Raw genomic sequence first — 26,805 nt, 5'->3', positions numbered from 1 at the left:
GTCGTTCAACGCCTCAATTCGGCTTGTTCACGTTAAAACCTCGGTAAGGTTAACGGCGGTCGGGTCGCGGTTCAAGCCGGCTTACGACGAATGGCTGTCAGTCAACAGCGGATAGTGGCTTTAGGGCAACGACACGCATGAAAACAATGGCTTAGCATTGCCCTCGGAACACTTTTAACCGCGGCGCGCCTTGATACCGATCGAACGGCCGGCGCGCTCCGGCATCGGCAGCGCGGCATGAGCGGCGCGCATGGCCTCGATCTTGGCCAGCACATCGGCCGGAAAGGGCGCCACTTTCGGTCCAGACATGTCAACATGGAGCGACAGCGATTCGGAAGTGGCGGCGAGCCAGCCGTCGACATGGCGGATTTCCTGATAGGCTCTCAGCCGCTTTTCGTCGTGATCGAGGAGCTGGAAGGAGACTATGACCTTGTGGTCGAGATGCAGCTCCCTGACATAGCAGACATGGACTTCGGCCGTGTAGATGGTCAGCCGCCGCTGCTTCACATACTCCTCCATCCCCATTCCCATCATTTCGAACGCTTCGTCGGAGCAACGGTCGAACAGCACGTTATAATAGGCCATGTTGAGATGGCCGTTGTAGTCGATCCAGTCCTTCTCGATGTCCATGGGGCGGGAAACGAAAGGGGCAGGGATCGGCATCGAAGACTTCCTTGTTCTGGCGCTGGACAGGGTGTGGTTGGTGAGACTAGGCATCATCATTAAATGCATGACAAGCGTGCATGCTGGTCCATTCGCGGAGGAATCGATGGCTTTGAGCGACCTCAATCCGGTCGAGCGCAACGAAGAAGGGATTGCCGCCGTGCTTGGCATCCTCAAGCAGCGGCTCGGCGAGCGGTTCCAGACCGGCGAGGCGATTCGCGCCCAGCACGCACACACCACCACCTATATCCCGACGCAGGCGCCGGATGGCGTGGCGTTTCCGGAGACGACGGCGGAGGTGCAGGAGATCGTGTCGGCCTGCGCCGCGCACCGCGTGCCGGTGATCGCCTTCGGCGTCGGCTCCTCGCTCGAAGGCCACACCAATGCGCCGGGCGGCGGCATCTCGCTGGATACGTCGCGGATGAACCGCATCCTCGCGGTCAACCCGCAGGATCTCGACTGCACGGTCGAGCCCGGCGTGACGCGCGAGGATCTCAACCGGCACCTGCGCGACACCGGCCTGTTCTTTCCGATCGATCCGGGCGCGAATGCATCGCTCGGCGGCATGGCGGCGACGCGGGCATCGGGCACCAATGCGGTGCGTTACGGCACGATGCGCGAGAATGTGTTGTCGCTGACGGCGGTGATGGCAGACGGCGAGACGGTGACGACCGGCAAGCGTGCAAAAAAGAGCTCGGCCGGCTACGATCTGACGCGGCTCCTGATCGGCTCGGAAGGCACGCTCGGCATCATCACCCAGCTGACCCTGAAGCTGCAAGGCATTCCGCAGGCGATTTCTGGCGGCGTCTGTCCGTTTCCCAGCGTCGAGGCGGCCTGCAACGCGGTGATCGCCACGATCCAGATGGGCATTCCGGTGGCGCGCATCGAACTGGTCAATGCGCTGCAGATGCGGGCGATGAAGAGCTATTCGAAACTCGACTATCCCGAAAGCCCGTGCCTGTTCGTCGAATTCCATGGCAGCGACGCCGGCGTTGCCGAGCAGGCCGAGACGTTCGGCATGATCGCCGAGGAATATGGCGGCGGCCCGTTCCTGTGGACCAGCGTCGCCGAGGAGCGGACGAAGCTGTGGAAGGCCAGGCACGACGCCTATTGGTCGTCGCTGACGCTGCGGCCGGGCGCCAAGGGGCTGTCGACCGACGTCTGCGTGCCGATCTCGCGTTTTGCCGAATGCGTCACGCAGACCGAGGCCGACATCGCCGAGATGGGGCTGATCGCGCCGATCGTCGGCCATGCCGGCGACGGCAATTTCCATGTGCTGGTGCTGATGGACGCGGACGATCCGAAGGAAATCGCGGCGACGGAAGAGTTTGTCGCGCGGCTGAACATGCGGGCGATCGGCATGGATGGAACCTGCACCGGCGAGCACGGCATCGGACAGGGCAAGGTCGGCTTCCTGCGCCATGAGCTCGGCCACAGCGTCGACATCATGCGCACGATCAAGCAAGCGCTCGATCCACAGAACATCATGAACCCTGGGAAGATACTGCCCGCCGCATAGTGGTGAAGATCGAAATGGTGCCCGGCTTGACCGCACCACCATTTGGATCGAGACTCCAAGGACATGAGGTTTTGAGGCAGGCGTCACAGACGAAGGAATGGTGTCATGGCGATTTCACGCAAGGAAGAGGCTCGGGCGCTAAGTGCCGATGAACATGCTCTCGTAGAGAAATCGCACCATCCGGCGGTGCAGGATCTTGCCGACGCCGAGCTTGCCGGCCTGGTCAAGCTGTTGCGGGAGCGGCGCGACAAGGCCCAGGGCGAGGCGCATCGCCGCCGCCGCGAGATACGCGGCAAGGGTGCGCCAAAGGGAGCCGGCGCCTCGAAGGCCGACGGTGGCTCGCAGTTGAAGCTCGAGGTTCTGGCGATGGCCATGCGGCGGCTCAATGGCGAGGCCGAACGCCGCCGCCAGTTGGCGGCGCGTGTTTCGACAATGCACGCATGGCGCTGTCCATGAAGCAAGGTGCTGCGGCAGACGGTCCCGAGTTCAACACGCGTACCGCGCACAAAGGCATGCGGGCGGTGGTGAACCAGAGGGCGCCGAACCTGGCTCGGCGATGGAACTCGGCCGGCAGCGCAAGGCGGCCAAGGTGGCGCAGGCAAAGCGCGACGCTCGCTGAGTTTCCGCGCGCCGGAAGCCGGCCGGTTTGAGAAATTGCCACTTTATCGACACGCGGATGCGGGTAGAGTGCGGCTGATTTTCAATCAACTGCTTCGGAGCTGATGCTCGCACGCCTGTTCGTAATCTTCGGTGGCCTTTTCGTGCTGGTGCTGTGTGCGGCGCTGGTGGTGCCGTATTTTATCGACTGGACGGGCTACCGTGCCGATTTCGAGCGCGAGGCGAGCGCCATTCTGGGCCGCAAGGTAACCGTTCAGGGCGATGCGACGGCGAGGCTGCTGCCGTTTCCCTCGGTGACCTTTTCGAACGTCACTGTTGCCGGCGGTCCTGCCGGCCAGCCGGCAATGACCGTCGAGACTTTTTCGATGGATGCGGAACTGGCGCCCTTCCTGAGCGGCGAAGTACTGATTTTCGACATGCGGCTGGTGCGGCCGAAGGCGACGATCGACATTGCCGCCGACGGCACGGTCGACTGGGCGATACGCCCGTCGTCGCCCTTCGATCCCGGCCAGATCTCGATCGAGAAGCTGACGGTGACGGACGGAGAGATCGCGCTGCGCCATGCCGCCGGCGGGCGCAGCCATCTCATTTCCGAGATCAATTCGACGATCTCTGCCAAATCGCTGGCCGGGCCTTGGCGGATGGACGGCTCGCTGCGGCTCGACGGCCTGCGCAGCACTGTCATCGCGTCCACAGGCAGGGCCGGCGGCGACGGGCAGATGCGGCTCAGGCTCAAGGCCGATCCGGATGCCTATCCGCTGGTCGTCGAGGCCGACGGCAATGCCGGTATCGTCAACGGCGCCGCGATCTATTCGGGCCAGTTCAAGGTCGCAGGTTCTGACAAGAATAGCGCCGACAAGAGTTCGGCGCTGATTGACGGCGCGGACAGTGGGACGATAAAGGCCAGCGCCGGCAAGCCGGAGCCGGGATTCAGGCTGAACGGCAAATTCTCGCTCGACCACCGGAAGCTTGGTGTCGATGAATTCCGCTTCGAGACCGGGCCGCTCGACAATCCTTACACCGCCGACGGCAAGGCTGCCGTCGAGCTTGGGCCGAACCCTCGCTTTTCGATCGAGGCCAATGGCGCGCAGGTACAGTTCGATGAGGCGGTTGGTGCCGCGGCCGGCACTGGGCTGACGCTGTCGGCGCGTGTCGCGGCGTTGGAGCAGGCGCTGCTCGATTTGCCGAAGCCGACCATACCGGGCACCGTCGAGGTGAAGCTGCCGGCGGTGGTGGCCGGCGACACGACGGTTCGCGACGTCCGCCTTTCCGCCGAGCCGGCCGATGCCGGCTGGTCGGTGAAGTCGCTGGCCGCGACGCTGCCCGGCCGCGCTAGGCTGGAAGCAAACGGTATGCTTAGCGTCGAGGATCATTTCGGCTTCACCGGCTCGCTGCTTCTGGCCGTGGGGCAGCCTTCCGGCTTTGCCGCCTGGCTGTCGAAGGATGTCGACGAGGCGATCCGCCGGCTGCCGGCCGCCGGCTTCAAGGCCAAGGTCGACCTGACCGGCAAGCGCCAGGCCTTCAGCGACCTCGAGCTCGTTCTCGGCAAGGCGAAATTTTCGGGCCGCATCGATTCCAGCCAGCCCGACGATGCCAGGCCGTCGGTGCTGATGCGGCTCGAAGGTGGCGAGCTCGATGTCGACGGCCTCGCCGCCTTCGCCTCGATCTTCATCAGCGACAAGGGTGCCAACCGTTTTTCCGACCGCGACCTCGATTTCCAGATCAAGGCTGGGCCGGTCAATGCCGGCGGGTTGACCGCCGATACGGTCGATGCGGCGCTGAGATTGCGCGACGGTCTGCTCGAAATCGACCGGCTCTCGGTTGGCGGGCTTGCCGGCGCCTCGATCAGCGCCACCGGCCGGATCAAGGATTTCCCAGCGAGCCCGACCGGCAAGCTCGATGCCTCCGTGGTCGCCGTCGACCTCAAGCCGTTGGTCGATGTCGCGGCGCAGCACTATCCGGGCAACGCCGTGCTGAAGGGGCTGGCAGCGCGTGGGGCGGCCTATCCCGAGCTGTTCCAGGATGCGCGGGTCGATCTGGTGACGAGTGCCGCCGCCAATGGCGATGGCACGACGGGACTGGCGGTCAGCGCGCAAGGCAAGGCAGGCGGCTCGGCGTTTTCGGCGTCGCTGTCCGGCAAAGGAGTAGCCGATCGGCTTTTCGAGGCACCGGTGTCGCTGACGTTCAACGCCAGGAATGCCGACGCAACCGCGCTTCTAGCGCTTTACGGCCTGCCGGCGCTGCCGCTCGGCATGGTTGGCGAGGCGACCACCGACGTCTCGGCAAGAGGCACGCTTGGCGGCGGCATGATGACGAGCTTCAGCCTCGCCGGCGACGACTTCAAAGCCGGCTTCGACGGGACGGTTGCCGGCACGCCACAAGGCCCCACCGCCAAGGGCAAGGTCAGCCTGGAAGCCGCCGACATCGAGCCGTGGCTGATGACGACAGGCGTCGGCTTGCCTGGCATGGGGACAGGCATGTCGACGTGGCTTGCGGCCGACGCCGACTTCGGCAATGGCCTTCTGGTGTTGTCCGGCCTCAGCGGCGCCATCAACGAGGCGGCGGTTTCAGGTGACGTCAATGTCGACGTCAAGGACGGGGTGCCGCATCTTGCTGGCGCGCTGGCGCTCGATGAACTGGATCTCGATCCGATGGCGGTGGCACTGTTTGGCGACCAGGCCTTGCTGAGCACCGGCGGGGCTTGGCCGACTGCTCCATTCAGCCAGAAGTCCAGCCTGCCGTTCACCGCCGAACTCGACCTGACCACGGCATCGCTGGTCGCCGGCCCGCTTGCCACAGCTTATGACGCGGCGCTTTCGCTGAAGCTCGACCAGGAAGGCATCCGCGTCTCGGACCTCAAGGCAAAGTACTCCGGCGGTGCGCTTTCCGGGCTATTCGAGCTGAAGAACAATGACGGCACCGGGCTTTTCTCCGGCCAGATGAAACTTGCCGGGGCCGATCTGGCCACCGTAGTGCCACAGGCCGGCATCAGCGGAAGCGGCGATTTCTCGGCGACGCTTTCGACCAGCGGCAAATCGGTCGATGCGATGATTGCGGCGTTGTCCGGTTCCGGCACGGCGGCGCTGAAAGGCTTGACTGTTGCCGGCGTCAATCCTGACGCCTTTGGCGCCTTCATCGCCAAGGCCGACGCGATCGGGCGCGATATCGATGCGGCCAAGACCGCCGGTTTCGCGCCGCAGATCGCCGCAAACGGCAGTTTTCCGGCTGGGGATACGGACATTGCCTTCACAATTGCCGGCGGCACGCTGAGGGCACCGCCGGTCAATCTTGAAAATCCGGCGGCGACGCTGTCCGCCGACATCACGGCGGACCTGAATGCCAGCACGGTCGCCACCAGTGGTTCGATCACTTATCGGCCCGGCGACGAAGCGCTGGTCGGCTCCGATCCGACTGTGAATTTCAGCGTCGATGGGCCGTTTGGCGCCGCGAAGCGGCAATTCGACAGTGAGCCGCTGGCGCAGTTTCTGACCCAGCGCGCACTTGAAAAGGAGCAGCAGCGGGTCGAGGCCATGCAGGCGGCACTGCTTGAAAAACAGCGGTTGCGGCGCGAGGTGCGCTACTACGCGGCCCTGCAGGCCGAGCGTGACAGGGCAGCCGAGGAATTGCGCAAGCAGCAGGAAGCGGCGCGGCTGCAAGCCGAGGCAGATGCGAGGGCTAAGGCTGAAGCCGAGGCAAAGGCTCAAGCCGCGGCAAAGGCTCAGGCCGAAGCAGAGGCGAAGGCCAAGGCGGATGCGCAGGCGAAAGCTGAAGCCGAGGCAAAGGCTCAGGCTGAAGCGGAAGCGAAAGCCAAGGCGGATGCGCAGGCGATGGCTGAAGCCGAGGCCAAAGCGAAGACCGAGGCGGAGGCAAAGGCCAAGGCGGATGCCGAAGCGAAGGCCAAGGCGGCGCAAAAAGCGGCGGACGAGGCGGCGAAGGAACAGCAACGCCGGAAGGCGGAAGAGGCGATGCGGATCGCTTCGGAAGAAAAGGCCAAACTCGACGCCGAACGCAGGGTCGCCGCCGAACGTAGGGCCGCCGCGGCGCGGGCGCAGAAAGTGGAGCGCGCGCCTCAGCCGCCGCCGGCCAATGACAACCCACCGCCAGCAGAATCCGCGCCAAAACCCAAGCTTGAACCTTCGTCGATCGACAGTCTGCTGAAGTCGCTGGGCGGGGGGTAGATCTACCTTTCCATCCCTCGCTTCGCCCAATCCAAGACGTAGAGCCTGAGCGCCGAAGACAGGTTGGCATCGCGCGGCCGGGCCTCGTCGATTTCGGCGACGAGGGCGGCGAGCGTCAGTTTGCGCGCTGCCGCAATGGCGACGAGATCGTCGAAAAACGGCTTTTCGAGCGAATAGCTGGTGCGATGGCCGCGTATGGTCACCGAGCGTTTCTCGACCGGGCTCACCGGGCGTGACTCACTTCACTTCAAGCATCGGATTTGTCCGAAAACCGCGGCGCACTTTTCGGTCCGATGTTGGGGGAATCCGGATCGCTCGAGGTTTTGCGGCGATGGCCGGCGACGAATTTCTCTGCCTTGTCGGCGATCAGACGGTCACGCTCCCGGTCGGCCTTGGAACGGCCGTGCAGCGTCCGGTTCTGTTCGGCCAGGCGCTCCTTGTCGGCTCGTGCCTTCTGCTTGCGGGCCTGGCGGAGGTTGACGATGTCGGCCATATAGCGCGGCCCGTCGGATCACTTCTTGCGGAAGGCGTCGAGCGACACCACTTCGGCGCCCTTGGCGGCGGCGTCGGCCGCGGCAGGCTTCTTTTCGGCCTCAGTGGCCTTCTTCTTCTCAGGCTTCTTCTCGGCGACGATGGCCAGCGGTTCGGAAGCGGGCTGGCCGGCCAATTCCTCGTCCGCCGAGGTCTCCGTCTTCACGTCGAATTCGAGCTCGAAATTGACGGACGGGTCGTAAAAGCCGCGCACGGCCGAGAACGGGATTTCCAGTTTTTCCGGCACGTCGGAGAAGGACAGCCCGACCTCGAAGCCGGTGTCGGTCACCTTCAGGTCCCAATACTGGAACTGGATGACGATGGTCATCTGTTCGGGATAGCGCTCGCGCAAGCGGGAAGACACGCGCACGCCCGGGGCGCCGGTCAGGAAAGTGATGAAGAAATGATGGTTGCCGGGAAGGCCGGTGCGCGCGACCTCGGCCAGGACCTTGCGCATGACGCCGCGCAATGCCTCCTGGGCCAGAATGTCGTAGCGGATGTGGTCGTCGGCCATGTGGCTGTCGGGTTCCATTGAATCGTCTGCATAGCTGTAATCAAGCTTGAGCGCGGCGTAAACCGGATATAGACGCCGGCAGGGCAGATGCGAGAGGGCATGCCTCAGATTTGATCGCTCATGCGCCAGCGAGCGCGCTGTGCTTTTGCGCATCGGCAGCCGGCTGCCGCTTGCCGAAGGCGCGCAGGAAGGTGCGCACGCCATGTGTCGCCGATTGCAGCACCTCGTCGTCATCAGGCGTGCCGCCGAGCATGAAGGTCGTCTGCAATTCGGCATTGGCAAGAGCCAGGAACTGGCGTGCCGCGACATCAGGGTCATCGATGTCGAGGAAACCGGCATGGGCGAGGCGGGCGAAGCGGGCGGCGATCGCTGGCCATGTCCTGCCCGGTCCCTGTTCTCGCCATTCGGCGAAGAGCTCGGGATAGCGCTCGCCCTCGGTCTGGATCAGCTTGCGCAGGAATTTTCCATCGCGGTTGCAGACACAGTTGCGGTTCATACGCACGGCGAAGGCGATCAGATCGGCCTCGAGGTCTTTGGGCTGGTCGGGAAAGGTGGAAATGGTGGCGAATATGCCGGCATTGCAACGCTCGGTGAGGTCGCGGACGATTGCGACGAAGAGTTTCTCCTTGTCGCCATGGTGGTTGTAGATCGTCTGGCGCGAAACGCCGGCCTCGGCGGCGATCATGTCGATGTTGGCGCCGGCGAAGCTTTCGCGGCAGAACACCTCGCCGGCAGCCTCCATGATGGAGACGCGCTTGGCCTCGTGGCCGCGTGGCGGGATGGTGTCAGGAGAAGCGTTGGCTTTCATAAAAACTATATAGAGGTGATTGACGAATTAGACAAGGGTGTCTAAATTTATGGACTTAGATGAAGGTTTCCCTCCGCTGAAGAAGTCGGAATTCCATGGGGGTGGAACGTCCTAGGATTACACGCCGGTCGGCGGCAAACCAGATTTGAAAGAACCTGCTACCATGAATCCCCAATTCCTCCGCATCGCGGTCGTGCTCGGCCTGTTGTCCGCGATCGGTCCGTTCGCCATCGACATGTATCTTCCGGCGCTGCCTTCGATCGGCGCGGATCTGCAGGCCAGCACCGCTGCCGTGCAGATGAGCCTGCTGATCTTCTTTCTGTCCATGGGCTTTGGCCAGATCGTCGTCGGACCGATCTCCGACATGGTCGGGCGCAAGCTGCCGCTCTATGGCGGCCTCGCACTGTTCATGGTCGGCGGCATCGGCTCGGCGCTGGCGCCCTCGGTCGAATGGCTGATCGCCTTCCGTTTCCTGCAAGGGCTCGGCGCCAGCGCAGGCATGGCGGTGCCGCGCGCCATCGTGCGTGACCTGCATACCGGGACCGACGCTGCCAAGCTGATGTCGCTCTTGATGCTGGTGTTTTCGGTGTCGCCGATCCTGGCGCCGCTGACCGGTAGCGTCATCATCGAGAATTTCGGCTGGCGTGCCGTGTTCTGGACGGTGACGGGTGGGGCGGTGCTTGCCACCATCCTGCTGGCGACCTCGCTCAAGGAGACACGGCCGGTCGAGGCGCGTGCAGGCAGTTCGTTCGGCACTGCGCTCTCCGCCTATCGCTTCCTGATGGGCGACCGCAACTTCCTTGGCCTGGCGTCTATCGGCGGCTTCGGGATCGCCAGCTTCTTCGTCTATCTATCGAGCTCCTCTTTCATCCTGATCGACCATTACGGGCTATCGCCGTCGGTCTATAGCGTGTTCTTCTCGATCAACGCGGTCGCCTTCATCGGCATGTCGCAGTTGACGGGGGTGCTGTCCGAACGGTTCGGGCTAAGGCCCGTGGTGCGGCTCGCGGTGGTCGGCTATGCGACGACGATGGTGGTCCTGTTCGCCGTGATGGCGTCCGGCGTCGACCGGCTCGACGTGATGGCGGCGCTGCTGTTCGTCGGCTACGGGTTCCTCGGCCTAGTGATCCCGACGACTTCGGTGCTGGCCATGGAAGAGCATGGCGCGATCGCCGGCACGGCCTCGGCGCTGATGGGCACGCTGCACTTCGCCATCGGTGCGGTCGCCATGGGCATCGCCGGGGTGTTCTTCGACGGCACGCCGCTGCCGATGGTGGCCGGCATCACGCTTTGTGCGGTGATCTCGTTCACGCTGGCCAAGGTGACGCTCGGCCGTGGGCGGGAGGTTGTCGAAGCGCCGGCCGAATAAAGCAATCGCTATCGACGACAGAAAGGCCGGGTTCATTCCCGGCCTTTTTGACGTCTGAGATCAAGCTACAAGCCTGCCTCGGCGAAGATAAATAGCAGTCGCGCCTCGACCGGCGCCAAGGGCAACGGGACCAGCTCATAGCCCAATTCCGTGTAGACTTCGGCCAGCGCGCGATAGGTGCGTTCAGCCTCGTCGAGGGTCTGCTTTCGCTCGCTGTCCTGCCGAAAGATCTCCGGCCAAGGTGGTGCGATGAAGACATGACTGGCGTAGCGGAAGCGTTCGGCGGCATTCCTGACGTGGCCGGGCACCGGCAGGCCAGTTAGCCTGATATAGCCAAGGGTGTCCGGCACGCCGCGATCGAAGAAGACGGGGCCGTTCTGTTCGAGCGCTGCGTGATACGAACGCATTTCCCAAGACAGCATCAGTTCGGCGAACAGTGCCGGATCTCGCCAGGGCAGGGCAAGGCCGCCTATCGCCGATTGGTCGCGGATAATGCCGCGTCCGGCTTCGGGCGAGGTGGCGAGGGCGGCCTTCCGCAAGGCTTCGATCAATGTGGTCTTGCCGGAACCCGGACCACCGGTCAGCACGAAGAATCGATCGGAATCGTTTTGCATTCTTTTGGTCCTTTGGATGAATGCGGCAGCCCGCATTTGCCAGCAAGACAGCTTCGCGACGGGGCGCAGCGCAAGAAGCACGGTCGGCAAGCCTGCTGCCGTCATAAGGCTTGATATCGAAAGGGGGAAATCGAAGGGGGAGAAGTGGAGGTTTCTGTTGCCAGGTACCTCCGAACCCCGCCTAGAAGTGCGAACCACTAGGGCTTGAATTGAAGCTATCGCACCGCTTACGCGGCGAGACGTGCTTCCGCATAGTTGTCGTTGGCAACTATAAGTTTAGCCCGATAACGGTGGTACAATGCCGGGCAAAAGTACGATCTTTACACCTTCGTCGATCCTATTTCGCCCCCAGCAAAAGCCGCTCTTCGACAAGAGCGGTTTTTGGTGGAGGCGCCGGGTACCGCCCCCGGGTCCGAACGGCTTATTTCATCGCCTGTTTATCGCCATAGTCGGTCAAGCCGACCAAACAGATATAGGGACCGATCGTGGAAAATGAAAGGCCTCAATGATGCTTTGTCGCTGAGTCGAACGGCATCGCGAAGGCTTGACTTGTGAACGGTCTCAACCGAAGCTTTGCGGCGGTGAGGCGTTACCGACTTAGCGCACATTTTGCGGCAGCGCGCCACAACCCTCATCGACCGGATCCCGTGGCGCCGACGAGGGGAAATTTGATGGCCGATTATCTCGCAGACGTGAAGAAGTACGACGCCGCGGCAGATGCCGACGCGGTCGCCAAGATCGTGAAGCATTTGGGCATTGCGCTCAGAAATCGGGATTCCTCGCTGGTGTCCTGCACGGACCCCAAGGAACTCGATCGCGTCAAGGCCAACTGGGTTGCCAAAAAGCTCGGCATCGCCGACGGCAGCAAGGCGGACGCGGCCATCGAAAAGACCTGCAAGGCGATGGAGGCCGACAACACCAAGAGCCGTGTGACCTTCTATTACCTGGTCGCCAAGGACCTGGGCAAGCTCGCCAGCCTCTGAGGATCATCCTGCAGCGGCGGATGCTGGCGCGATTTTCGCGCCAGCCCCAGAGTGTAACTGTTTGTTGGAGCATTCTGCGCTTTGATATGTTCGGCCGGCAGCCAGTCGGTTATGATGGCCGGTAACCCGAATCGAGCCCCCGAATCGAGCCGAAGCCGATGCGCCAGTATCTCGACCTCTTGAAGCATGTGCTGGAAAACGGCGCCGATCGCGGCGACCGGACCGGCACCGGAACGCGCTCGGTGTTCGGCTACCAGATGCGCTTCGACCTTGCGCGCGGCTTTCCGGTCACCACCACCAAGAAGCTTCACCTGAAGTCGATCGTGCATGAACTTTTGTGGTTCCTGGCCGGCGACACCAACATCAAATACCTCAACGACCACGGCGTCTCGATCTGGGACGAATGGGCCGACGAGAATGGCGATCTCGGCCCGGTCTATGGCAAGCAATGGCGCTCTTGGCCGGACGGCCATGGCAGCGCCATCGACCAGATTGCCAATCTCTTGAAGGAGATACGCAAGAATCCTAATTCCCGACGGCTGATCGTTTCGGCGTGGAACCCGGCCGAAGTGGAAGCGATGGCGCTGCCGCCCTGTCATTGCCTGTTCCAGTTCTATGTCTCGGAGGGCAGGCTCTCCTGCCAGCTCTACCAACGTTCCGGCGATATCTTTCTCGGCGTGCCGTTCAACATCGCTTCCTACGCGCTGCTCACTCTGATGGTGGCGCAGGTGACGGGGCTGAAGCCCGGCGATTTCGTCCATACGCTGGGTGACGCGCATCTTTATGCGAATCATTTCGAGCAAGCGCGCGAACAGTTGCGCCGCACGCCCAAGGCGCTGCCGACGCTATGGATCAATCCGGAGGTGAAGGACCTCTTTGCCTTCCGCTTCGAGGATTTCCGGCTGGAAAACTACCTCGCCGATGCGACAATCAAGGCGCCGATCGCGGTGTGAGCCGCAAACATCGGGCTTTTACCGATCCTGTCTCGAAATCGCTCGGCTGCTGTCCGTTTGTCGGTGCCGACCACGATATCCGATGCTTTGACTTGCGGCACCGGCCCGCGACGTTGCGCTGTATCCACCTCAATCGATCGCGAGCGGTGGCAACAACACGCAATGCCATTGACCGGGCCACTAACTGAGCCATTGTCCGGGCTAAGTCTGGCAAAAGCCTTCCCTTGTTATATTCATTTGGATATATCGATTGGCAGACTCGCGCTGATCGGATTTTCAAGCCCCCGGGGAGAGTTTCATGCTGGTGCGCAAGGGTTTCGGATTGACGGCGGCCGCCATTGGCGGTCTCATGACGATGTTGATCGCCGCTATGCCGGCTGCCCATGCGGATGACAGGCTGATTGTCTTCGCCGCGGCAAGCATGAAGAACGCACTGGACGCCGTGAACACCGCCTGCGAGGCCGATGTCGGCGAGGTGGCGACTATTTCCTACGCCGCAAGCTCCGCATTGGCCAAGCAGATCGAGGGCGGCGCGCCAGCCGATGTCTTCATCTCAGCCGACCTCGACTGGATGAAATATCTGTCCGACAAGAAGCTGACCAAGCCGGGTACGGAAGTGAAGTTGCTCGGCAACGAGATCGTGCTGGTGGCGCCGAAGGATTCGATGGTCGAAACCAGGATCGAAAACGGTTTTGATCTTGCCGGGCTGATCGCCAACGGCAGGCTTGCAATGGGCGATTTCAAGGCGGTGCCGGCCGGCAAATATGGCAAGGCAGCACTTGAATCGCTCGGCGTCTGGTCCTCGGTCGAAGGCAAGGTGGCGCAGGCCGAGAATGTACGCGCCGCGCTCAAGCTTGTTTCGACCGGCGAAGCAGTGCTCGGCATCGTCTACGCCACCGACGCGCATGCCGAGCCCGGCGTCAAGGTGATCGGCACCTTCCCGGAGGATTCGCACCCGCCGATCGTCTACCCGATTGCCCAGATGGCGGATTCGAAGGACAAGGACACGCCGGCATTCCTGAAATGCCTGCAGTCCGCCAAGGCCGGCGAGCTCTTCAAGGCGCAGGGTTTTACGGTCCTTACGCCGAGCAACTGAGGCACACGCCAAAAGATGAACTGGCTGCTGGACCTCACTCCCGACGAATGGAATGCGGTCCGGCTGTCCGTCAAGGTGGCGACAGTGGCGATGATTGCCAGCCTGCCGCCCGGCATATTGATCGCGCTTGTGCTGGCCCGTGGACAATTCTGGGGCAAGACGCTGCTCAATGGGCTGGTGCATCTGCCGTTGATCCTGCCGCCGGTGGTTGTCGGCTATCTGCTGCTGCTCTCCTTCGGCAGGCGCGGCCCGGCTGGGGCCTTTCTGGCCGAGCATTTCGGCATTGTCTTCTCCTTTCGCTGGACCGGTGCGGCACTGGCCTGCGCTGTCATGGGCTTTCCATTGATGGTGCGGGCGATCCGGCTGTCGATCGAGGCGGTCGACCGCAGAATCGAGGCGGCAGCCGGAACGCTTGGCGCCAATCCGCTGTGGGTGTTCGGCACGATCACGCTGCCGCTGATCCTGCCCGGCCTGATCGCCGGCGCGATCTTGTCTTTCGCCAAGGCGATGGGCGAATTCGGCGCAACGATTACCTTCGTTTCCAACATCCCCAACGAGACGCAGACGCTGCCGTCGGCGATCTACACGTTCACGCAGGTGCCGGGCGGTGATGCCGGCGCGCTAAGGCTGACGCTGATCTCGATCGTCATTTCGATGGCAGCACTTATCGCGTCGGAAGTGCTGGCGCGGCGCGTCGGCAAGCGGATGGATACCGAATGACGGTCGTGGTCGATATCAGCCATAGACTTGGCGATTTCGAGGTTGACGCCCGCTTTGAGAGCGCCGGGCGGCTGACTGCGCTGTTCGGGCCCTCGGGCTCCGGCAAGACGACGCTGATCAACATGATTGCCGGACTGATCCGGCCCGACAAGGGGCGGATCGCGGCCGACGGCCGTGTGCTCGTCGATATTGATGCGCGCCTGTTCGTGCCGAAGCACAAGCGCCGCATCGGCATGGTGTTCCAGGATGCGCGGCTGTTTCCGCATATGAGCGTGGCCAGCAATCTGCGCTACGGCCACTGGTTCACGCCGACGGCGGAACGCTATGCGGACATGAATGCGGTGGTCGAACTGCTCGGCATCGGTCCTTTGCTCGACCGGCGCCCGGCAAAGCTCTCCGGCGGCGAGAAACAGCGCGTGGCGATCGGCCGGGCGCTGCTCGCCAGCCCGAAATTGTTGCTGATGGACGAGCCGCTGGCTTCGCTCGACGAGGCTCGCAAGGCAGAAATCCTGCCCTATATCGAGCGGCTGCGCGACGAGACGAAAATCCCGATCGTCTATGTCAGCCATTCGATCTCTGAGGTGGCGCGGCTGGCAAGCGACGTCGTTGTGCTGGCGCAAGGCAAAGTCGCTGCTTGCGGCCCGACCGGGGCGATCATGCAGCGGCTCGACCTGTTGCCGGCAGAAGAGCGCGGCGAGGGCGGCGCGGTGCTGGACACCGCGGTGCTGCGCCACGACGAAGTCTTTGGCATGACCGTGCTTGGCTCTGCAGCGGGCGAGATCCGCGTGCCGCTTCTGACAACGCCGGTCGGCGCGCTGGTGCGCATCCGCATCCGTGCCCGCGATGTGATGATCGCCACCGGACAGCCGACGGGCCTCAGCGCGCTCAACATCTTGCCGGGCACGATCGTGGCGATAGAACCGGGTGAGGGGCCTACGGTCGAGATCGGCATCGATTGCAATGGCGCAACCGTGCTTGCCCGGATCACCGAGCAATCGCGACAGACGCTGAAACTTCGGCTCGGTCGAAAGGTCTACGCGGTGGTCAAGACGGTAAGCTTCGACCGGGCGAACACGGGCGCCGGCTTGCCTGTCGAGGCGGATGGATGACCACCGGATGATTGTCGCTATATCATTTTAGAATAGCGGTATCGCTGGAGAGCTTCTAGGATGGATGTGGCGTGACTGCGGAGGAGCAAATGCCGTCGCTGAGCTTGCGGATAAACCTCGATCCAGAAGGGCGCATCGGGCCGGGCAAGATCGAGCTCCTGGAGCAGATCGCCGCCTTCGGCTCGATCTCGGCTGCGGCGCGCGGCATGGAAATGTCCTACAAACACGCCTGGGATCTGGTCGAGGACATGAACCGGGTGTTCGGCAAGCCGCTGGTCGCGGCGCAGACCGGTGGGAAAAAGGGCGGCGGCGCCCAGTTGACCTCGGTGGGGCTCGCGGTGGTCAGCCGCTTTCGCGCCATCGAACGGGCTGCGGCTTCCGCGGCGGCGCCGCATATGGAGGCACTGCAGGCGGAGATCGATGCCGGGTGAGGTCGGTGGAGTCTGTGCCGGCCAAGCCTACCCCTCCTACTCCTCAGGCTCGCCGGGCTTGCGCAGCAGATAGGTGTCCATGATCCAGCCCTTTTTCCGGCGGGCTTCCTCGCGTGTCTTCGCGATCTCGTCGCCGACATCGCCGAGGCGGCCGGAAATCAGGATCTCGTCGGGCGTGCCGAGATAGGCGCCCCAGTGGATGACGAGGTCTTTGTCGTCCAGCGTGTTGAAGGCGCATTTGCCGTCCAGCATGACGACGGTGCTGCCGGCATTGTCGGGCAAACCTTCCTCGGTGAGCCGACGGCCGGTGGTGATCTGAACCGCATCGCCGATGCGGTTCAGCGCGGTTCTGTGGCTGGCGGCAAGCGCCTGGACAGCGGTGATGCCTGGGATCACCTCGAGCTCGAACGCGACATTGCCTCTCACGCGCACACGCTCCAGGATGCGCAACGCGCTGTCGTAGAGCGAGGGATCGCCCCAGATCAGGAAGGCGCCGCAGCCGTCTTGCGAAAGCTCATCGCGGATCAGGCCTTCATAGATCGCGGCGATCGCCTCGTGCCAGTCGTCGACGGTCGAGCGATAGGAGGGGGCCGGCTCGGCCCGCACCGGCACGTCGAACTCGACGCGGCGCGAGTTTGGATTGGTGACGAATCGGTCGCAGATCTGGCGGCGCAGTTCTGCGAGATCGTTCGTCTTCGCGCCCTTGTCGGGAATGAACAGCACCTCGGCGCGGTTCAAGCCGTCGATGGCCTGCACGGTCATGTGGTCGGGATTGCCGGCGCCGATGCCGATGACGAGAAGCTTGCGCATGGCCGAACTCCTGCCCGATCGGAACGTCGGTGTCCAGACAAGCCTGGCAAGCGCCGACGAGTACGCGGAAGGGCTTTGAAACTCCACATTGAAACGGCTAGAGTCATACCGGCATTCTCGCCAAGGGAGCTTCCATGTTCCGTTATGTCCTGACCGCAGCGCTGGCGCTCTCGGCCACGCCCGTATTCGCCAATGATTCAATCGCCGAATTGGGAACGGGCGGCCTGATCCTGTCGCGCAGCGACGCCGTCGCGATGGAGAGCGAGGATCTCTATATCTCGCCGGAAAAGGTGACGGTCGACTATGTCTTCCGCAACAACACCGACAGGGATGTCGACGCGATCGTCGCCTTCCCGATGCCCGACATCGAAGGCGACCCCAACGAGATGCCGGCGATTCCCGACGGTCAGAGCGACAATTTCCTCGGCTTCGAGGTGACGATCGACGGCGTGGTGGCAAAACCGCAGCTTGAGCAGAAGGCGTTTGCGCTCGGCATCGACATCAGCGCCGATCTGAAGGCGCATAACGTGCCGTTTTACCCGTTCGGCGACGCGGCCAAGGCGGCATTGGCAAAGCTGCCGCAAGCGGTTGCCGACGACTGGGTCGATCGCGGCCTTATCATCGAGGACACCGCCGACGACGGTTCGGGCATGAAGACCGTCTACGTGCCGTTCTGGCAATTGCGCTCGACCTATTGGTGGCGCTCGACCTTTCCAGCCAACAAGGCAGTCCGCGTCGCCCACCGCTACAAGCCGAGCGTTGGCGGCACCTCCTCGGTCAGCTTCTTCTATGACGGCCAGTTCCAGGGCCAATACGCCGCCTATAAGACCCGCTACTGCATGGACCAGACGTTCGAGAATGCGATCCGCAAGGCAGCGAAGGGCAATCCCGACGGCACTCCGAGATATTTCGAAAACCGCATCGCCTATATCCTGACCACTGGCGGCAACTGGGCGACGGGCACCATCGGCAAATTCAAGCTGACTGTCGACAAGGGCGACCCGAAGAACCTGGTCTCGTTCTGTGGCGAAAACGTCAGGAAAGTCGGGCCGACGCGTTTCGAGATGACGGCGCAAAATTTCTACCCCGAGCGCGACATCGACATTTTGCTGCTGGTGCCTACCGATAGCGGCGATGGCGGGAGCGGTGGCTGATGGACGTCGCGATCTATGTCGCCATCGCCGAAAACGGCGTGATCGGGCGCGACGGCGGTTTGCCGTGGCGACTTTCCAGCGATCTCAAGCGGTTCAAGGCCGACACGATGGGCAAACCTATCATCATGGGCCGCAAGACCTATGAAGGCATCGGCAGGCCTCTGCCTGGGAGGCTCAACGTCGTGGTCACCCGCGACAAGACCTGGCGCGCCGAGGGCGTCGAAGTCGTGCATTCGCTCGACGACGCGATCGGTCTGGCGAAGGTGCGCGGGCGCTGCATGGCAGGCGCCGACGAAATCTGCATCATCGGCGGCGGCGAGATCTATGCCCAGGCGCTGCCGCTGGCCGACCGCTTGCATGTCACCCATATCCTTGCCGCGGTCGACGGCGACGCGCATTTCCCGCCTATCGACCCGGATTCGTGGCGCATCGTCCGCTCGCAGGACATTCCTGCCGGTGAAAAGGATAGCCATGCGACACGCTATTCGGTTTACGAGCGACGCCGCGACGTGCATTGAGAGACGATAAAGGGTCGCGACGGTCCAAAACGGACGGTGACGACGACCGATCGCGTTGAAAGCGCGCCGTCGCGTCCCTATAGAAGAACCATACTGGATTTTTGCGTCGTCAGGCCGGCGCGTGAGGGAGCGAAAGGACATTCATGCCCTGGAATGACAAAAGCGGCGGAGGCGGCGGCCCATGGGGCGGCGGCAACAATCCAGGACCCTGGGGGCAGGGACCAAAGGGGCCAAGCGGTCCGCAGGGCTCGCCTCCCGATCTCGAAGACATCATCCGGCGCGGCCAGGACAGGTTGCGGCGTGCTTTGCCGGGTGGCGGTGGCGCAAGCCCAGCCGTGTTCGGGCTGATCGCGGCAGCGCTTGTCGTGCTGTGGGCGTTCAAGGCGGTTTATACCGTGCAGCCCGACGAGGTTGCGGTCGAACTCAGATTCGGCGTGCCAAAGGCTGAGCTCTCCCAGCCAGGCCTGCATTTCCATTGGTGGCCCATTGAAACGGTCGAGACCGCCGTCATCGCCGAACAACTCGTCGACATCGGTGGCGGCACGGCCTCAGGCAACGGTTCAGGCCTGATGCTCTCTGGTGACCAGAACATCGTCAATGTCCAGTTCTCTGTGGCCTATCAGGTCTCCGATCCTCGGGCCTATCTGTTCGACGTGTCCGATCCCGATGGCATGCTGCGGCAGGTCGCCGAAAGCGCCATGCGCGAAGCGGTTGGTCGACGGCCGGCGCAGGACATCTTCCGCGACGATCGCGAGGGCATTGCGGCGTCAGTGCGCGAAATCATCCAGACGACGCTGGACGGCTATAAGGCCGGCCTGAACGTCAACGCGATTTCGATCGAGGATGCCGCACCGCCGCGCGAAGTGGCCGATGCCTTCGACGAGGTGCAGCGCGCCGAACAGGACGAGGACAAGTTCGTCGAGCAGGCCAACCAGTATTCCAACCAGAAGCTCGGCCAGGCACGCGGCGAGGCCGCACAGATCCGTGAGGAGGCGGCCGGCTACAAGAACCGGGTCGTGCAGGAGGCCGAAGGCGAGGCGCAGCGCTTCATCTCGGTCTATGACGAATACGCCAAAGCGCCGGATGTGACGCGCCAGCGGCTTTATCTGGAAACGATGGAGAGGGTTCTGAAGGATTCCAGCAAGGTCATTATCGAGCAAGGCAACGGACAAGGGGTTGTTCCCTATCTGCCGCTGCCGGCATTGCAGCAGAAGGCGCCGGCGCCGGTCCTCGGAGGAACCCAGTGATGGCCAACCGTCTTCCCATCATCGCCGTCATCGCAGCGGTCATCCTGTTCCTGCTTTATTCGTCGGTCTTCGTTGTCAATGCGCGCCAGCAGGCGCTGGTGCTCAGGTTCGGCGAGATCGTCGACGTCAAGAGCCAGCCGGGCATCTATTTCAAGGCGCCGTTCGCCTTCTTCGATGCCGACAGCGTGCAGTTGATCGAAAACAGGGTGCTGCGCTTCGACCTCGACAACATCCGCGTCCAGGTTTCGGGCGGCAAGTTCTATGAGGTCGACGCCTTCATCGCCTATCGGATCTCGGATCCGCGCGTATTCCGCTCCGCTGTGTCCGGTCAGATCGAGCTGGCCGAGGCACGATTGAGGACGCGTCTCGACGCCGCCTTGCGCCGTGTTTACGGTCTGCGCGACTTCGAGGCGGCGCTCTCGGAAGAGCGAGCCGTGATGATGCGTGAAGTGCGCGATCAACTGAGGCCCGACGCCACGTCGCTCGGCCTGCAGATCGAGGATGTCCGCATTCGCCGAACCGATTTGACGGCGGAAGTCTCGCAACAGACATACGACCGCATGAAGGCTGAGCGTCTGGCCGAAGCCGAGCGGCTGAGGGCGCGCGGCAACGAGGCGGCGCAGCGCATAAGGGCTCGCGCCGACCGCGAGGTGGTGGAGATCGTCGCCGAGGCACGGAGGGAGTCTGAAATCCTGCGTGGTGAAGGCGAAGCTCAACGCAGCGCCACCTTCGCGGACGCCTACCAGCGCGATCCGGCCTTCTTCGGCTTTTACCGGTCGATGAATGCCTACGGCACGGCGCTGGATAATACCGGGACGACGATGGTGCTGTCGCCGAATTCGGAATTCTTCCGTTTCTTCCGCAACCCTGCCGGCGCGGATACACCGACAGCGCCGCCCGCAGCATCTGCTGCGCCGGCAGCGCAGCCAGGCACCGGCCAGTAACGGCCGGTGCAGGATTTTCTGGCGGCAATAGGCTTGGTTCTCGTCGTAGAGGGCCTGGTCTATGGCGGCTTTCCTGGCCTCGCCAAGAAACTTGCCGGCGAAGTTCTGTCGATGCCGGAGAGTGCGCTGCGGATCGCCGGGCTGATCGCAATCGCCGTTGGCGTCGGCATCGTCTGGCTGGTGCGTGGTGGGTGACGTGATCGGACTATGATTTCGGATAACGGAGGATTTATCCTATGCCGATAGCCATAGCCGCAAACGTGCCGTATTTCTTGCCAACATGACTCGACGCAGCGTTTTCGGCGAGCGCTTTTCCTTTCTGAGACACCGGGAGACTTCTCGATGACATCCAACAGCTTTTTGCGCGCGGCGAGGCGGACGTTCACTTCGGGTGCTGCAGCACTTCTTATTGGCGCCGCTACCGTCCCGTCGCTGGTGACGCCGACGGCCGCCGCGGATGGCCCGGCTTCGGTCGCCGATCTCGCGCAGGGCCTGCTGGGTGCCGTGGTCAACATATCGACCTCGCAGAGGGTGAAGGGCACGGAGGGGCCTGGCGCGGTGCCGATGCCGCAGCTTCCAGAGGGCTCGCCCTTTCAGGATTTCTTCGACGATTTCTTCAAGAACCGTCCCGGCGAACAGGGCGATCGCTCGCAAAAGGTGCAGTCGCTGGGCTCCGGCTTCGTGGTCGACGCCGAGCAGGGCATCGTGGTGACGAATAACCACGTGATCGCCGATGCCGACGACATCGAGGTGAATTTCTCAGACGGCGTGACGCTAAAGGCGACGCTGGTCGGCACCGACACCAAGACCGACGTGGCGGTGCTGAAGGTCGATCCGAAAGGGCACAAACTGACGGCGGTGAAATTCGGCGATTCCAGCAAGATGCGTGTTGGTGACTGGGTGATGGCGATCGGCAATCCGTTCGGCCTTGGCGGCACCGTAACGGTGGGCATCGTCTCGGCCCGCAACCGCGACATCAATTCCGGTCCCTACGACGATTTCATCCAGACCGATGCCGCGATCAACCGCGGCAATTCCGGCGGACCGCTGTTCAACAGCAGCGGCGAGGTAATCGGCATCAATACGGCGATCATCTCGCCGTCCGGCGGCTCGATCGGCATCGGCTTTTCCATTCCCTCGCAGCTCGCGTTGGGCGTCGTCGACCAACTCCGTCAATTTGGCGAGACGCGGCGCGGCTGGCTCGGCGTGCGCATCCAGCCGGTGACGGACGACATTGCCGAAAGCCTGGGCATGGCGACGGCCAAGGGCGCGCTGGTCGCTGGCGTCATCAAGGGCGGACCCGTCGACAACGGCACCATCCTGGCGGGCGACGTCATCATCAAGTTCGACGGCAGGGACGTCAATGAAATGCGCGACCTGCCGCGTGTCGTCGCGGAAAGCTCGGTCGGCAAGGCTGTCGACGTGGTCATCGTGCGCAAGGGTGTCGAGCAGACCGTGAAGGTGACGCTCGGCCGGCTCGAAGATGGCGAAAAGCTTGCCAGCAGCGAGGACGGCAGCACCGATCAGGACAATGGCGACAAGGCGCCTGCCGTTTCGACGGCTTCCGTGCTCGGCATGACCGTTGGCGAGCTCAACGACGAGACGCGGACGAAATTCGGCATCGCCGCCGAAGTCTCCGGCGTCGTCATCACCGAGGTCACCAAGGATTCGGCCGCCGCCGAACGCGGCATCCAGGCCGGCGAGGTGATCACCGAGATCGCGCAGGAATCGGTCGCCACGCCCAAGGATGTCATGGACCGGATTGCCGCATTGAAGGAGCAGGGACGCAAGAACGCCCTGCTGATGCTGGCGTCGAAGACCGGCGAGTTGCGGTTTGTGACGATCCGGATGGATTGAGTCTGGTAGCTTCACAGGCACGTTGAAACATCCCATGGGATGTACTATTTTGACCTGTGAAGCGGATCGCATTGGACACAAACGTTCTGACCGCAGGTCTGCGCAGCAGGAATGGTGCGTCATTTGCCGTTTTGCGGTTGGTCGCAAATCGACAGTTTTGCCCATTGGTGACAACAGCGCTGTTTCTTGAATATGAAACCGTGCTGACCCGCCCTGAGCAAAGGGCAATTCACGGATTGTCGCTTGCAGATCTGGATCGTTTGCTGGCCGGCTTCGCTGTCTTGGCAGAGCCGGTCGAACTGCACTTTTTCTGGCGCCCGCAATTGAATGACCCGAAGGATGAGATGGTGCTTGAGGCAGCGATCAATGGTCGGGCAGACGCATTGGTCACTCACAATCGCCGCGATTTTGTGACTGCGGCAGGCCGTTTTGAAGTTCCAGTCGTCAGCCCCGCCGAATTGTTAGAAGGATTTCGAATATGAGCAAGGCGACTTATCCGTTGAAACTTCCCTTGTCGATCAAGGAGGCGGCTGCACGTCTGGCAAAGGCTGATGGTGTGTCGCTGAACCAGTGGATCGCTTCGGCTGTGGCGCAAAAGGTGGGAGCCATGGAGACAGCGGCCGATTTCCTGCGTCGACGGGCTGGTGATGCATCGGGCGAGGATTTCTCGAAAGTGCTCGATCGCGTCGGCGTCAAACCGCCGCAACCCGGCGACGAGCTTCCGTTTGACAAGCACTGATTAGGGTCGGTTTTTTCGCCAATCCTTGGCTGTCAGCCTGTAGAACACATGCTGCTTGAGCGCGGCGTGGCTGTCCGGAATGCCGGGGTGGTCGAAATCGCTGGCCGGGTCGGCGATCATGCCCAGGCGCTTCATGACCGCGGTGGAACGGTGATTATCCCTAACGGCGAAGGACACGATTTCGTCGAGGCCGAGCGTTTCGAAGCCGTAGGCGAGCCACGCTTCGGCCGCCTCGGTGACATAGCCATGGCCCCAGAATTCGGGCGCCAGCCGCCAGCCGATCTCGACGGTGCCGGCGGGCAGGAAGGGCAAATGATCGGTATCGAGGAGGCCGACGAAGCCGATGCATTGGCGCGTTTCAATTATCTCGGCGGCGGCGAAACCGTAGCCATCCTCGGCGATCCAGGCGCGGAACTCGTCCATTTTGGCGTCCGCGGCAGCGCGGTCGCGGCGAAATGGAAAGAATTCCATGACGCGTTCGTCGGAATTGATCCGGTGGAAGAGCTCGCGGTCGCGATCCTCCCAGTTGCGCAGGATTAGCCGCTCGGTGCGGATCGGCGTCACTCTACAAACTCCTCCCGCCGGTAGCCCTGCAGATAGAGAAGCGCGGTCAGGTCGCCGTGGTCGATGCGGAATTTTGCCTCCGCCGCCACGACAGGCTTGGCATGAAGTGCCACACCCGCGCCGGCAAGGCGGATCATGTCGAGGTCGTTGGCGCCGTCGCCGACAGCAATGGCGTCTGCGGTCGTCAGCCCCAGGCGGGCCGAAATCTCGAGTAGCGCATCGGCTTTGGCGGCGCGCCCCAGGATCGGCTCGGCCACCAGCCCGGTGAAGTGGCCGCCCTGCTCGATCAGCCGATTGGCGCGGTTCTCCTGAAAGCCGAGCATGGCGGCGATGCGTGCGGTGAAGACGTTGAAGCCACCCGACACGAGTGCAGTCCATGCGCCATTGGCGCGCATGGTCTGGACAAGCGCGCGGCCGCCGGAAGCCAGCGTCAAGCGGTTGGTGATGACGCGGTCGACCACGGCAGTGTCGAGGCCTTTCAGCAGCGCCACCCGCTCGCGCAAGGCCGGCTCGAAAGCGATCTCGCCATTCATCGATCGCGCCGTGATGGCGGCGACGTAATCCTTGACGCCGATCTCATCGGCAAGCTCGTCGATGCACTCCTGATCGATCATCGTGGAATCCATATCGGCGATAAGGATTTTCTTTCGCCTTGCCTCGACCTGCTGAACGATCACGTCGACCGGTTCGGGTGCGAGCACGGCGCGCAGGCTGGCGGTCGTTTCAGCGGCTCCGGCCGCCTCGGGCAAAGCGAATTCGCAGGCGATGCCTTCGGCCAGCCAGCGAACAGTGCTTGCGCCGACCGACCGTGACGCCATATTCGCAAGCGCCGGCGACAATGCGCGGCCGGCGGGATGGGATACGAGCGTGGCGATCAGCGGCATCAAAAATTCCGGCGGGCAGGCGGGCGAGGGCCGCGTTGAGAACGCGATCCTGATAGCCGGGCCGACCGCCAGCGGCAAGTCCGCTCTCGCGCTCGATCTCGCCGAGCGCAAGGGCGGCGTCATCGTCAACACCGATTCCATGCAAGGCTATTCTGTGCTCGACGTGCTGACGGCGCGGCCGACCGCTGCCGAACTCGCTCGCGTCCCGCATTATCTCTACGGGCATGTCCATCCCTCCATCGCCTATTCCACCGGCGCCTGGCTGCGCGACGTGATGAAGCTCATCGACGAGGGCACGCTCTCAGAGCGGCCGGTGATTTTCGTCGGCGGCACCGGGCTTTATTTCCGGGCGCTTGCGCAAGGCATTTCGGAAATGCCCGACATTCCGCAGCCGATCCGTGACCGCTGGCGCTACGAACTCCGGGAGCAGGGCGCGGCCAAGCTGCACCGCATCTTGCTGCGCGAGGATTCCGCAGCAGGCATGATGCTGAAGCCGACCGATGGCCAGCGCATCGTGCGGGCGTTGGAGGTGCTCGACGCGTCAGGCCGTTCCATCCTGGAATGGCAGGCGGCGCGTGGCCGCCCGCTGATCGACAGGGACAGCGCACGCTTCTTCGTGATCGAACCGGACCGGGCGGCGCTGGTGGAGCGGATCGAGGCGCGGTTCGACCGCATGCTGGAGAAGGGCGCCGTCGATGAGGTCAAGCAACTCGCCAGTCTTGGTCTCGATTCCGATTTGCCGGCGATGAAGGCGATCGGCGTTCGCGAACTCCAAGCCGCAATAGCCGGGGAGCTGAGTTTTCCGGAAGCGATCGAGCGCGCAAAGATCGCGACGCGACAATATGCCAAGCGCCAGGCGACCTGGTTCAGGCATCAGTTGGGTCCGGAATGGCTGAGACTGCGCCCCGATGATCGTGCGGGATCCACGATCTCGGACGCCTTTTCCAGTGCAACCTGAAAAGTTGATCTTGAGGGGAGACTTCCCGTCGAAGTTGTCCTAATTAACCGTCCGTAAGGTCGTCCGTGCCATAAAGCCTTTGGGAATTTTCCAACGGGGAGCAGATGCGTTTTCACAAGGCGGAATCAGCCTTTTTCGTCTTTATCTTTGTGATCCTGGCCGCCGGCCTGGTGACGCTTCACGCCTATGGGCTTCTGCAGGCCTTCGCGGCAGAGATCAATACGCCTTCCGGGGTTGAGAAGATCATCTATCTCAACAAACTGTTGTTTGCGACCGGCGTTCTTTTGGCGACTGCCCTGTTCTTCGGCATTTTCTTCATCTACCCACTGATCCGCAAGCAGGCGACGGAAGAAGGCAAGCTGCGCGCCATGACGGTTTCGCTCAGCGCCCGTTCGGAAACGCTGGAGCATGCGGCGCTGACCGACAGCCTGACCGGCATGCAGAACCGGCGCTATTTCGACGATGCACTGAAGGAATATCTCGAAGAGTTCCGCCGCATCGAGAAGCCGGTCGGGCTGATGATCCTTGATCTCGACCATTTCAAGCAGGTCAACGACACCCACGGCCATGATGTCGGCGACGAGGTGTTGCGGGCAGTCGCCAATTGTCTCAAGGACATGACGCGCTATCACGACGTGGTTGCGCGCCTGGGTGGCGAGGAATTCGCAGTAGTCACCCCCAACATGGACGCCGAACTGCTGTCCAAATTCGCCGAGCGCATCCGCAAGGCAATCGCCAACATGTCGATACTGTCAGGCAATGTTCGTCTGAAGATCACCACCAGCGTCGGCCTCGCCGTCTGGGATCGCAAGGAAACCGCCGAAGAGTTCTATCGCCGCGCCGATCGCCAGCTTTATGAGGCAAAGAGGCAAGGCCGCAACCGCGTCTGCGCCTGAAATCCCGGAGAAGAATTCATGAGGCCGGCCGACTGACGCAGTTCTCTGCGCTACTACAGCGCCGCGCGTCCTTTGGACGCGCAAAGGACGCTGTAGCACTTTTAGTTTGCGCATGATCCTTTCCGAAA

General features: G+C 62.8%; 28 protein-coding genes, 1 other RNA gene and 1 pseudogene. 20 read left to right on the top strand and 10 right to left on the bottom strand.

Features of this window, described 5'->3' with window-relative positions:
* Window positions 1–174: 174 nt before the first annotated feature.
* Window positions 175–663, bottom strand: coding sequence for a thioesterase family protein (locus RPG13_RS24320; protein WP_095483365.1), 489 nt, complete (start codon window positions 661–663; stop codon window positions 175–177).
* 106 nt (window positions 664–769) lie between these two features.
* On the opposite strand from RPG13_RS24320, the gene RPG13_RS24315 reads away from it, so the two are divergent.
* The 3 genes and pseudogenes from RPG13_RS24315 to RPG13_RS24305 all read left to right on the top strand — a co-directional run bounded on the left by RPG13_RS24315 (window position 770) and on the right by RPG13_RS24305 (window position 6,978).
* On the top strand, window positions 770–2,182 hold the full coding sequence (locus tag RPG13_RS24315; RefSeq protein ID WP_337126224.1) for an FAD-binding oxidoreductase: 1,413 nt from the start codon (window positions 770–772) through the stop codon (window positions 2,180–2,182).
* Window positions 2,183–2,287: 105 nt separating this feature from the next.
* Window positions 2,288–2,801, top strand: a pseudogene (locus RPG13_RS24310) (hypothetical protein).
* Window positions 2,802–2,904: 103 nt separating this feature from the next.
* Complete coding sequence (locus RPG13_RS24305; protein WP_337126223.1) at window positions 2,905–6,978, top strand: AsmA family protein; 4,074 nt, start codon at window positions 2,905–2,907, stop codon at window positions 6,976–6,978.
* Window positions 6,979–6,980: 2 nt separating this feature from the next.
* Here RPG13_RS24305 and RPG13_RS24300 read toward each other — a convergent pair whose 3' ends face one another.
* From RPG13_RS24300 to RPG13_RS24285, 4 genes are all read right to left on the bottom strand, one after another.
* Window positions 6,981–7,205, bottom strand: a complete 225-nt coding sequence (locus RPG13_RS24300) for a ribbon-helix-helix domain-containing protein (protein WP_126105924.1) — start codon at window positions 7,203–7,205, stop codon at window positions 6,981–6,983.
* A gap of 20 nt (window positions 7,206–7,225) precedes the next feature.
* Window positions 7,226–7,471 carry a DUF4169 family protein gene (locus tag RPG13_RS24295; protein WP_095483369.1) on the bottom strand — a complete coding sequence of 82 codons (246 nt, stop codon included), beginning with the start codon at window positions 7,469–7,471 and terminating at the stop codon, window positions 7,226–7,228.
* An 18-nt stretch (window positions 7,472–7,489) separates the two neighbouring features.
* Complete coding sequence (locus RPG13_RS24290) at window positions 7,490–8,023, bottom strand: SspB family protein (protein WP_126107430.1); 534 nt, start codon at window positions 8,021–8,023, stop codon at window positions 7,490–7,492.
* A 118-nt stretch (window positions 8,024–8,141) separates the two neighbouring features.
* The gene (locus RPG13_RS24285) at window positions 8,142–8,831 is read right to left on the bottom strand and encodes a TetR/AcrR family transcriptional regulator (RefSeq protein WP_126105925.1); all 690 of its coding nucleotides are present in this window, start codon (window positions 8,829–8,831) and stop codon (window positions 8,142–8,144) included.
* Between the two features lie 163 nt (window positions 8,832–8,994).
* On the opposite strand from RPG13_RS24285, the gene RPG13_RS24280 reads away from it, so the two are divergent.
* Window positions 8,995–10,200 (top strand): multidrug effflux MFS transporter, encoded by a 1,206-nt coding sequence (locus tag RPG13_RS24280; RefSeq protein WP_126105926.1) that lies wholly within the window; start codon window positions 8,995–8,997, stop codon window positions 10,198–10,200.
* A 65-nt stretch (window positions 10,201–10,265) separates the two neighbouring features.
* Here the strand turns inward: RPG13_RS24280 and RPG13_RS24275 are convergent, their stop codons facing one another.
* Window positions 10,266–10,814 carry an AAA family ATPase gene (locus RPG13_RS24275; RefSeq protein ID WP_337126222.1) on the bottom strand — a complete coding sequence of 183 codons (549 nt, stop codon included), beginning with the start codon at window positions 10,812–10,814 and terminating at the stop codon, window positions 10,266–10,268.
* A 143-nt stretch (window positions 10,815–10,957) separates the two neighbouring features.
* Window positions 10,958–11,316, bottom strand: a transfer-messenger RNA (tmRNA) gene (gene ssrA, locus RPG13_RS24270).
* A 169-nt stretch (window positions 11,317–11,485) separates the two neighbouring features.
* Here ssrA and RPG13_RS24265 point away from each other — a divergent pair.
* The 6 genes from RPG13_RS24265 (at window position 11,486) to RPG13_RS24240 (ending at window position 16,106) form a co-directional block, all read left to right on the top strand.
* A complete protein-coding gene (locus tag RPG13_RS24265; protein ID WP_095518624.1) occupies window positions 11,486–11,797 on the top strand; it encodes a DUF2853 family protein in 312 nt (103 codons plus the stop codon).
* A gap of 158 nt (window positions 11,798–11,955) precedes the next feature.
* On the top strand, window positions 11,956–12,750 hold the full coding sequence (locus RPG13_RS24260; protein WP_126105928.1) for a thymidylate synthase: 795 nt from the start codon (window positions 11,956–11,958) through the stop codon (window positions 12,748–12,750).
* A gap of 298 nt (window positions 12,751–13,048) precedes the next feature.
* On the top strand, window positions 13,049–13,846 hold the full coding sequence (gene modA, locus RPG13_RS24255; RefSeq protein ID WP_206437506.1) for a molybdate ABC transporter substrate-binding protein: 798 nt from the start codon (window positions 13,049–13,051) through the stop codon (window positions 13,844–13,846).
* Window positions 13,847–13,861: 15 nt separating this feature from the next.
* A complete protein-coding gene (modB, locus tag RPG13_RS24250) occupies window positions 13,862–14,566 on the top strand; it encodes a molybdate ABC transporter permease subunit (protein ID WP_126105929.1) in 705 nt (234 codons plus the stop codon).
* The gene (modC, locus tag RPG13_RS24245) at window positions 14,563–15,675 is read left to right on the top strand and encodes a molybdenum ABC transporter ATP-binding protein (RefSeq protein WP_126105930.1); all 1,113 of its coding nucleotides are present in this window, start codon (window positions 14,563–14,565) and stop codon (window positions 15,673–15,675) included. Before modB ends, modC begins: the two co-directional genes overlap by 4 nt.
* An 89-nt stretch (window positions 15,676–15,764) precedes the next feature.
* Window positions 15,765–16,106 (top strand): winged helix-turn-helix domain-containing protein, encoded by a 342-nt coding sequence (locus tag RPG13_RS24240; RefSeq protein WP_095483377.1) that lies wholly within the window; start codon window positions 15,765–15,767, stop codon window positions 16,104–16,106.
* A 36-nt stretch (window positions 16,107–16,142) separates the two neighbouring features.
* Here the strand turns inward: RPG13_RS24240 and cobF are convergent, their stop codons facing one another.
* Window positions 16,143–16,916 carry a precorrin-6A synthase (deacetylating) gene (gene cobF / locus RPG13_RS24235; RefSeq protein WP_126105931.1) on the bottom strand — a complete coding sequence of 258 codons (774 nt, stop codon included), beginning with the start codon at window positions 16,914–16,916 and terminating at the stop codon, window positions 16,143–16,145.
* Between the two features lie 134 nt (window positions 16,917–17,050).
* On the opposite strand from cobF, the gene RPG13_RS24230 reads away from it, so the two are divergent.
* From RPG13_RS24230 to RPG13_RS24195, 8 genes are all read left to right on the top strand, one after another.
* Window positions 17,051–18,070, top strand: coding sequence for a DUF4424 domain-containing protein (locus RPG13_RS24230; RefSeq protein ID WP_126105932.1), 1,020 nt, complete (start codon window positions 17,051–17,053; stop codon window positions 18,068–18,070).
* Window positions 18,070–18,588 (top strand): dihydrofolate reductase, encoded by a 519-nt coding sequence (locus tag RPG13_RS24225; RefSeq protein WP_126105933.1) that lies wholly within the window; start codon window positions 18,070–18,072, stop codon window positions 18,586–18,588. Before RPG13_RS24230 ends, RPG13_RS24225 begins: the two co-directional genes overlap by 1 nt.
* Window positions 18,589–18,731: 143 nt before the next feature.
* The gene (hflK, locus tag RPG13_RS24220) at window positions 18,732–19,835 is read left to right on the top strand and encodes an FtsH protease activity modulator HflK (RefSeq protein ID WP_126105934.1); all 1,104 of its coding nucleotides are present in this window, start codon (window positions 18,732–18,734) and stop codon (window positions 19,833–19,835) included.
* Window positions 19,835–20,779 carry a protease modulator HflC gene (gene hflC / locus RPG13_RS24215; RefSeq protein WP_126105935.1) on the top strand — a complete coding sequence of 315 codons (945 nt, stop codon included), beginning with the start codon at window positions 19,835–19,837 and terminating at the stop codon, window positions 20,777–20,779. The genes hflK and hflC overlap by 1 nt, the downstream gene beginning before the upstream one ends.
* Before the next feature lie 6 nt (window positions 20,780–20,785).
* Entirely contained in the window at window positions 20,786–20,974 is a 189-nt protein-coding gene (locus RPG13_RS24210; RefSeq protein WP_126105936.1) for a DUF2065 domain-containing protein, read from the top strand.
* Between the two features lie 147 nt (window positions 20,975–21,121).
* Window positions 21,122–22,636 carry a DegQ family serine endoprotease gene (locus RPG13_RS24205; protein WP_126105937.1) on the top strand — a complete coding sequence of 505 codons (1,515 nt, stop codon included), beginning with the start codon at window positions 21,122–21,124 and terminating at the stop codon, window positions 22,634–22,636.
* A 71-nt stretch (window positions 22,637–22,707) separates the two neighbouring features.
* Window positions 22,708–23,118, top strand: a complete 411-nt coding sequence (locus RPG13_RS24200; RefSeq protein WP_245457996.1) for a putative toxin-antitoxin system toxin component, PIN family — start codon at window positions 22,708–22,710, stop codon at window positions 23,116–23,118.
* Entirely contained in the window at window positions 23,115–23,375 is a 261-nt protein-coding gene (locus RPG13_RS24195) for a pilus assembly protein HicB (protein WP_337126221.1), read from the top strand. Before RPG13_RS24200 ends, RPG13_RS24195 begins: the two co-directional genes overlap by 4 nt.
* On the opposite strand, the gene RPG13_RS24190 is transcribed toward RPG13_RS24195, so the two are convergent.
* Together RPG13_RS24190 and serB are read right to left on the bottom strand one after the other, a co-directional pair.
* Window positions 23,376–23,939: a GNAT family N-acetyltransferase gene (locus RPG13_RS24190; protein WP_095483387.1), complete on the bottom strand. Its 564-nt coding sequence runs from the start codon at window positions 23,937–23,939 to the stop codon at window positions 23,376–23,378. It abuts the gene before it with no gap.
* The gene (gene serB, locus RPG13_RS24185; protein ID WP_126105939.1) at window positions 23,936–24,823 is read right to left on the bottom strand and encodes a phosphoserine phosphatase SerB; all 888 of its coding nucleotides are present in this window, start codon (window positions 24,821–24,823) and stop codon (window positions 23,936–23,938) included. Before serB ends, RPG13_RS24190 begins: the two co-directional genes overlap by 4 nt.
* On the opposite strand from serB, the gene miaA reads away from it, so the two are divergent.
* Window positions 24,813–25,781, top strand: a complete 969-nt coding sequence (gene miaA, locus RPG13_RS24180) for a tRNA (adenosine(37)-N6)-dimethylallyltransferase MiaA (RefSeq protein ID WP_126107432.1) — start codon at window positions 24,813–24,815, stop codon at window positions 25,779–25,781. The two genes, serB and miaA, sit on opposite strands and share 11 nt — an antisense overlap.
* A gap of 104 nt (window positions 25,782–25,885) precedes the next feature.
* Window positions 25,886–26,677, top strand: a complete 792-nt coding sequence (locus RPG13_RS24175) for a GGDEF domain-containing protein (protein WP_126105940.1) — start codon at window positions 25,886–25,888, stop codon at window positions 26,675–26,677.
* Window positions 26,678–26,805: the final 128 nt, after the last annotated feature.

Origin of the sequence: Mesorhizobium sp. ISC15, from assembly GCF_037162615.1 — a bacterium.
Lineage (GTDB): Bacteria > Pseudomonadota > Alphaproteobacteria > Rhizobiales > Rhizobiaceae > Mesorhizobium > Mesorhizobium mediterraneum.
Note: the sequence above shows the minus strand (reverse complement) of the source record. Positions and strands in the feature narration are given on the sequence as shown.

Coding starts and splice junctions, on each gene's coding strand:
- RPG13_RS24230 (WP_126105932.1), top strand. CDS start 17,051: ATGTTCCGTTATGTCCTGACCGCAGCGCTGGCGCTCTCGGCCACGCCC.
- modA (WP_206437506.1), top strand. CDS start 13,049: ATGCTGGTGCGCAAGGGTTTCGGATTGACGGCGGCCGCCATTGGCGGT.
- RPG13_RS24320 (WP_095483365.1), bottom strand. CDS start 663: ATGCCGATCCCTGCCCCTTTCGTTTCCCGCCCCATGGACATCGAGAAG.
- RPG13_RS24285 (WP_126105925.1), bottom strand. CDS start 8,831: ATGAAAGCCAACGCTTCTCCTGACACCATCCCGCCACGCGGCCACGAG.
- RPG13_RS24260 (WP_126105928.1), top strand. CDS start 11,956: ATGCGCCAGTATCTCGACCTCTTGAAGCATGTGCTGGAAAACGGCGCC.
- RPG13_RS24195 (WP_337126221.1), top strand. CDS start 23,115: ATGAGCAAGGCGACTTATCCGTTGAAACTTCCCTTGTCGATCAAGGAG.
- cobF (WP_126105931.1), bottom strand. CDS start 16,916: ATGCGCAAGCTTCTCGTCATCGGCATCGGCGCCGGCAATCCCGACCAC.
- hflK (WP_126105934.1), top strand. CDS start 18,732: ATGCCCTGGAATGACAAAAGCGGCGGAGGCGGCGGCCCATGGGGCGGC.
- RPG13_RS24265 (WP_095518624.1), top strand. CDS start 11,486: ATGGCCGATTATCTCGCAGACGTGAAGAAGTACGACGCCGCGGCAGAT.
- RPG13_RS24205 (WP_126105937.1), top strand. CDS start 21,122: ATGACATCCAACAGCTTTTTGCGCGCGGCGAGGCGGACGTTCACTTCG.
- RPG13_RS24290 (WP_126107430.1), bottom strand. CDS start 8,023: ATGGCCGACGACCACATCCGCTACGACATTCTGGCCCAGGAGGCATTG.
- modC (WP_126105930.1), top strand. CDS start 14,563: ATGACGGTCGTGGTCGATATCAGCCATAGACTTGGCGATTTCGAGGTT.
- RPG13_RS24280 (WP_126105926.1), top strand. CDS start 8,995: ATGAATCCCCAATTCCTCCGCATCGCGGTCGTGCTCGGCCTGTTGTCC.
- RPG13_RS24175 (WP_126105940.1), top strand. CDS start 25,886: ATGCGTTTTCACAAGGCGGAATCAGCCTTTTTCGTCTTTATCTTTGTG.
- RPG13_RS24240 (WP_095483377.1), top strand. CDS start 15,765: ATGCCGTCGCTGAGCTTGCGGATAAACCTCGATCCAGAAGGGCGCATC.
- RPG13_RS24305 (WP_337126223.1), top strand. CDS start 2,905: ATGCTCGCACGCCTGTTCGTAATCTTCGGTGGCCTTTTCGTGCTGGTG.
- modB (WP_126105929.1), top strand. CDS start 13,862: ATGAACTGGCTGCTGGACCTCACTCCCGACGAATGGAATGCGGTCCGG.
- RPG13_RS24225 (WP_126105933.1), top strand. CDS start 18,070: ATGGACGTCGCGATCTATGTCGCCATCGCCGAAAACGGCGTGATCGGG.
- serB (WP_126105939.1), bottom strand. CDS start 24,823: ATGCCGCTGATCGCCACGCTCGTATCCCATCCCGCCGGCCGCGCATTG.
- hflC (WP_126105935.1), top strand. CDS start 19,835: ATGGCCAACCGTCTTCCCATCATCGCCGTCATCGCAGCGGTCATCCTG.
- RPG13_RS24275 (WP_337126222.1), bottom strand. CDS start 10,814: ATGCAAAACGATTCCGATCGATTCTTCGTGCTGACCGGTGGTCCGGGT.
- RPG13_RS24315 (WP_337126224.1), top strand. CDS start 770: ATGGCTTTGAGCGACCTCAATCCGGTCGAGCGCAACGAAGAAGGGATT.
- RPG13_RS24295 (WP_095483369.1), bottom strand. CDS start 7,471: ATGGCCGACATCGTCAACCTCCGCCAGGCCCGCAAGCAGAAGGCACGA.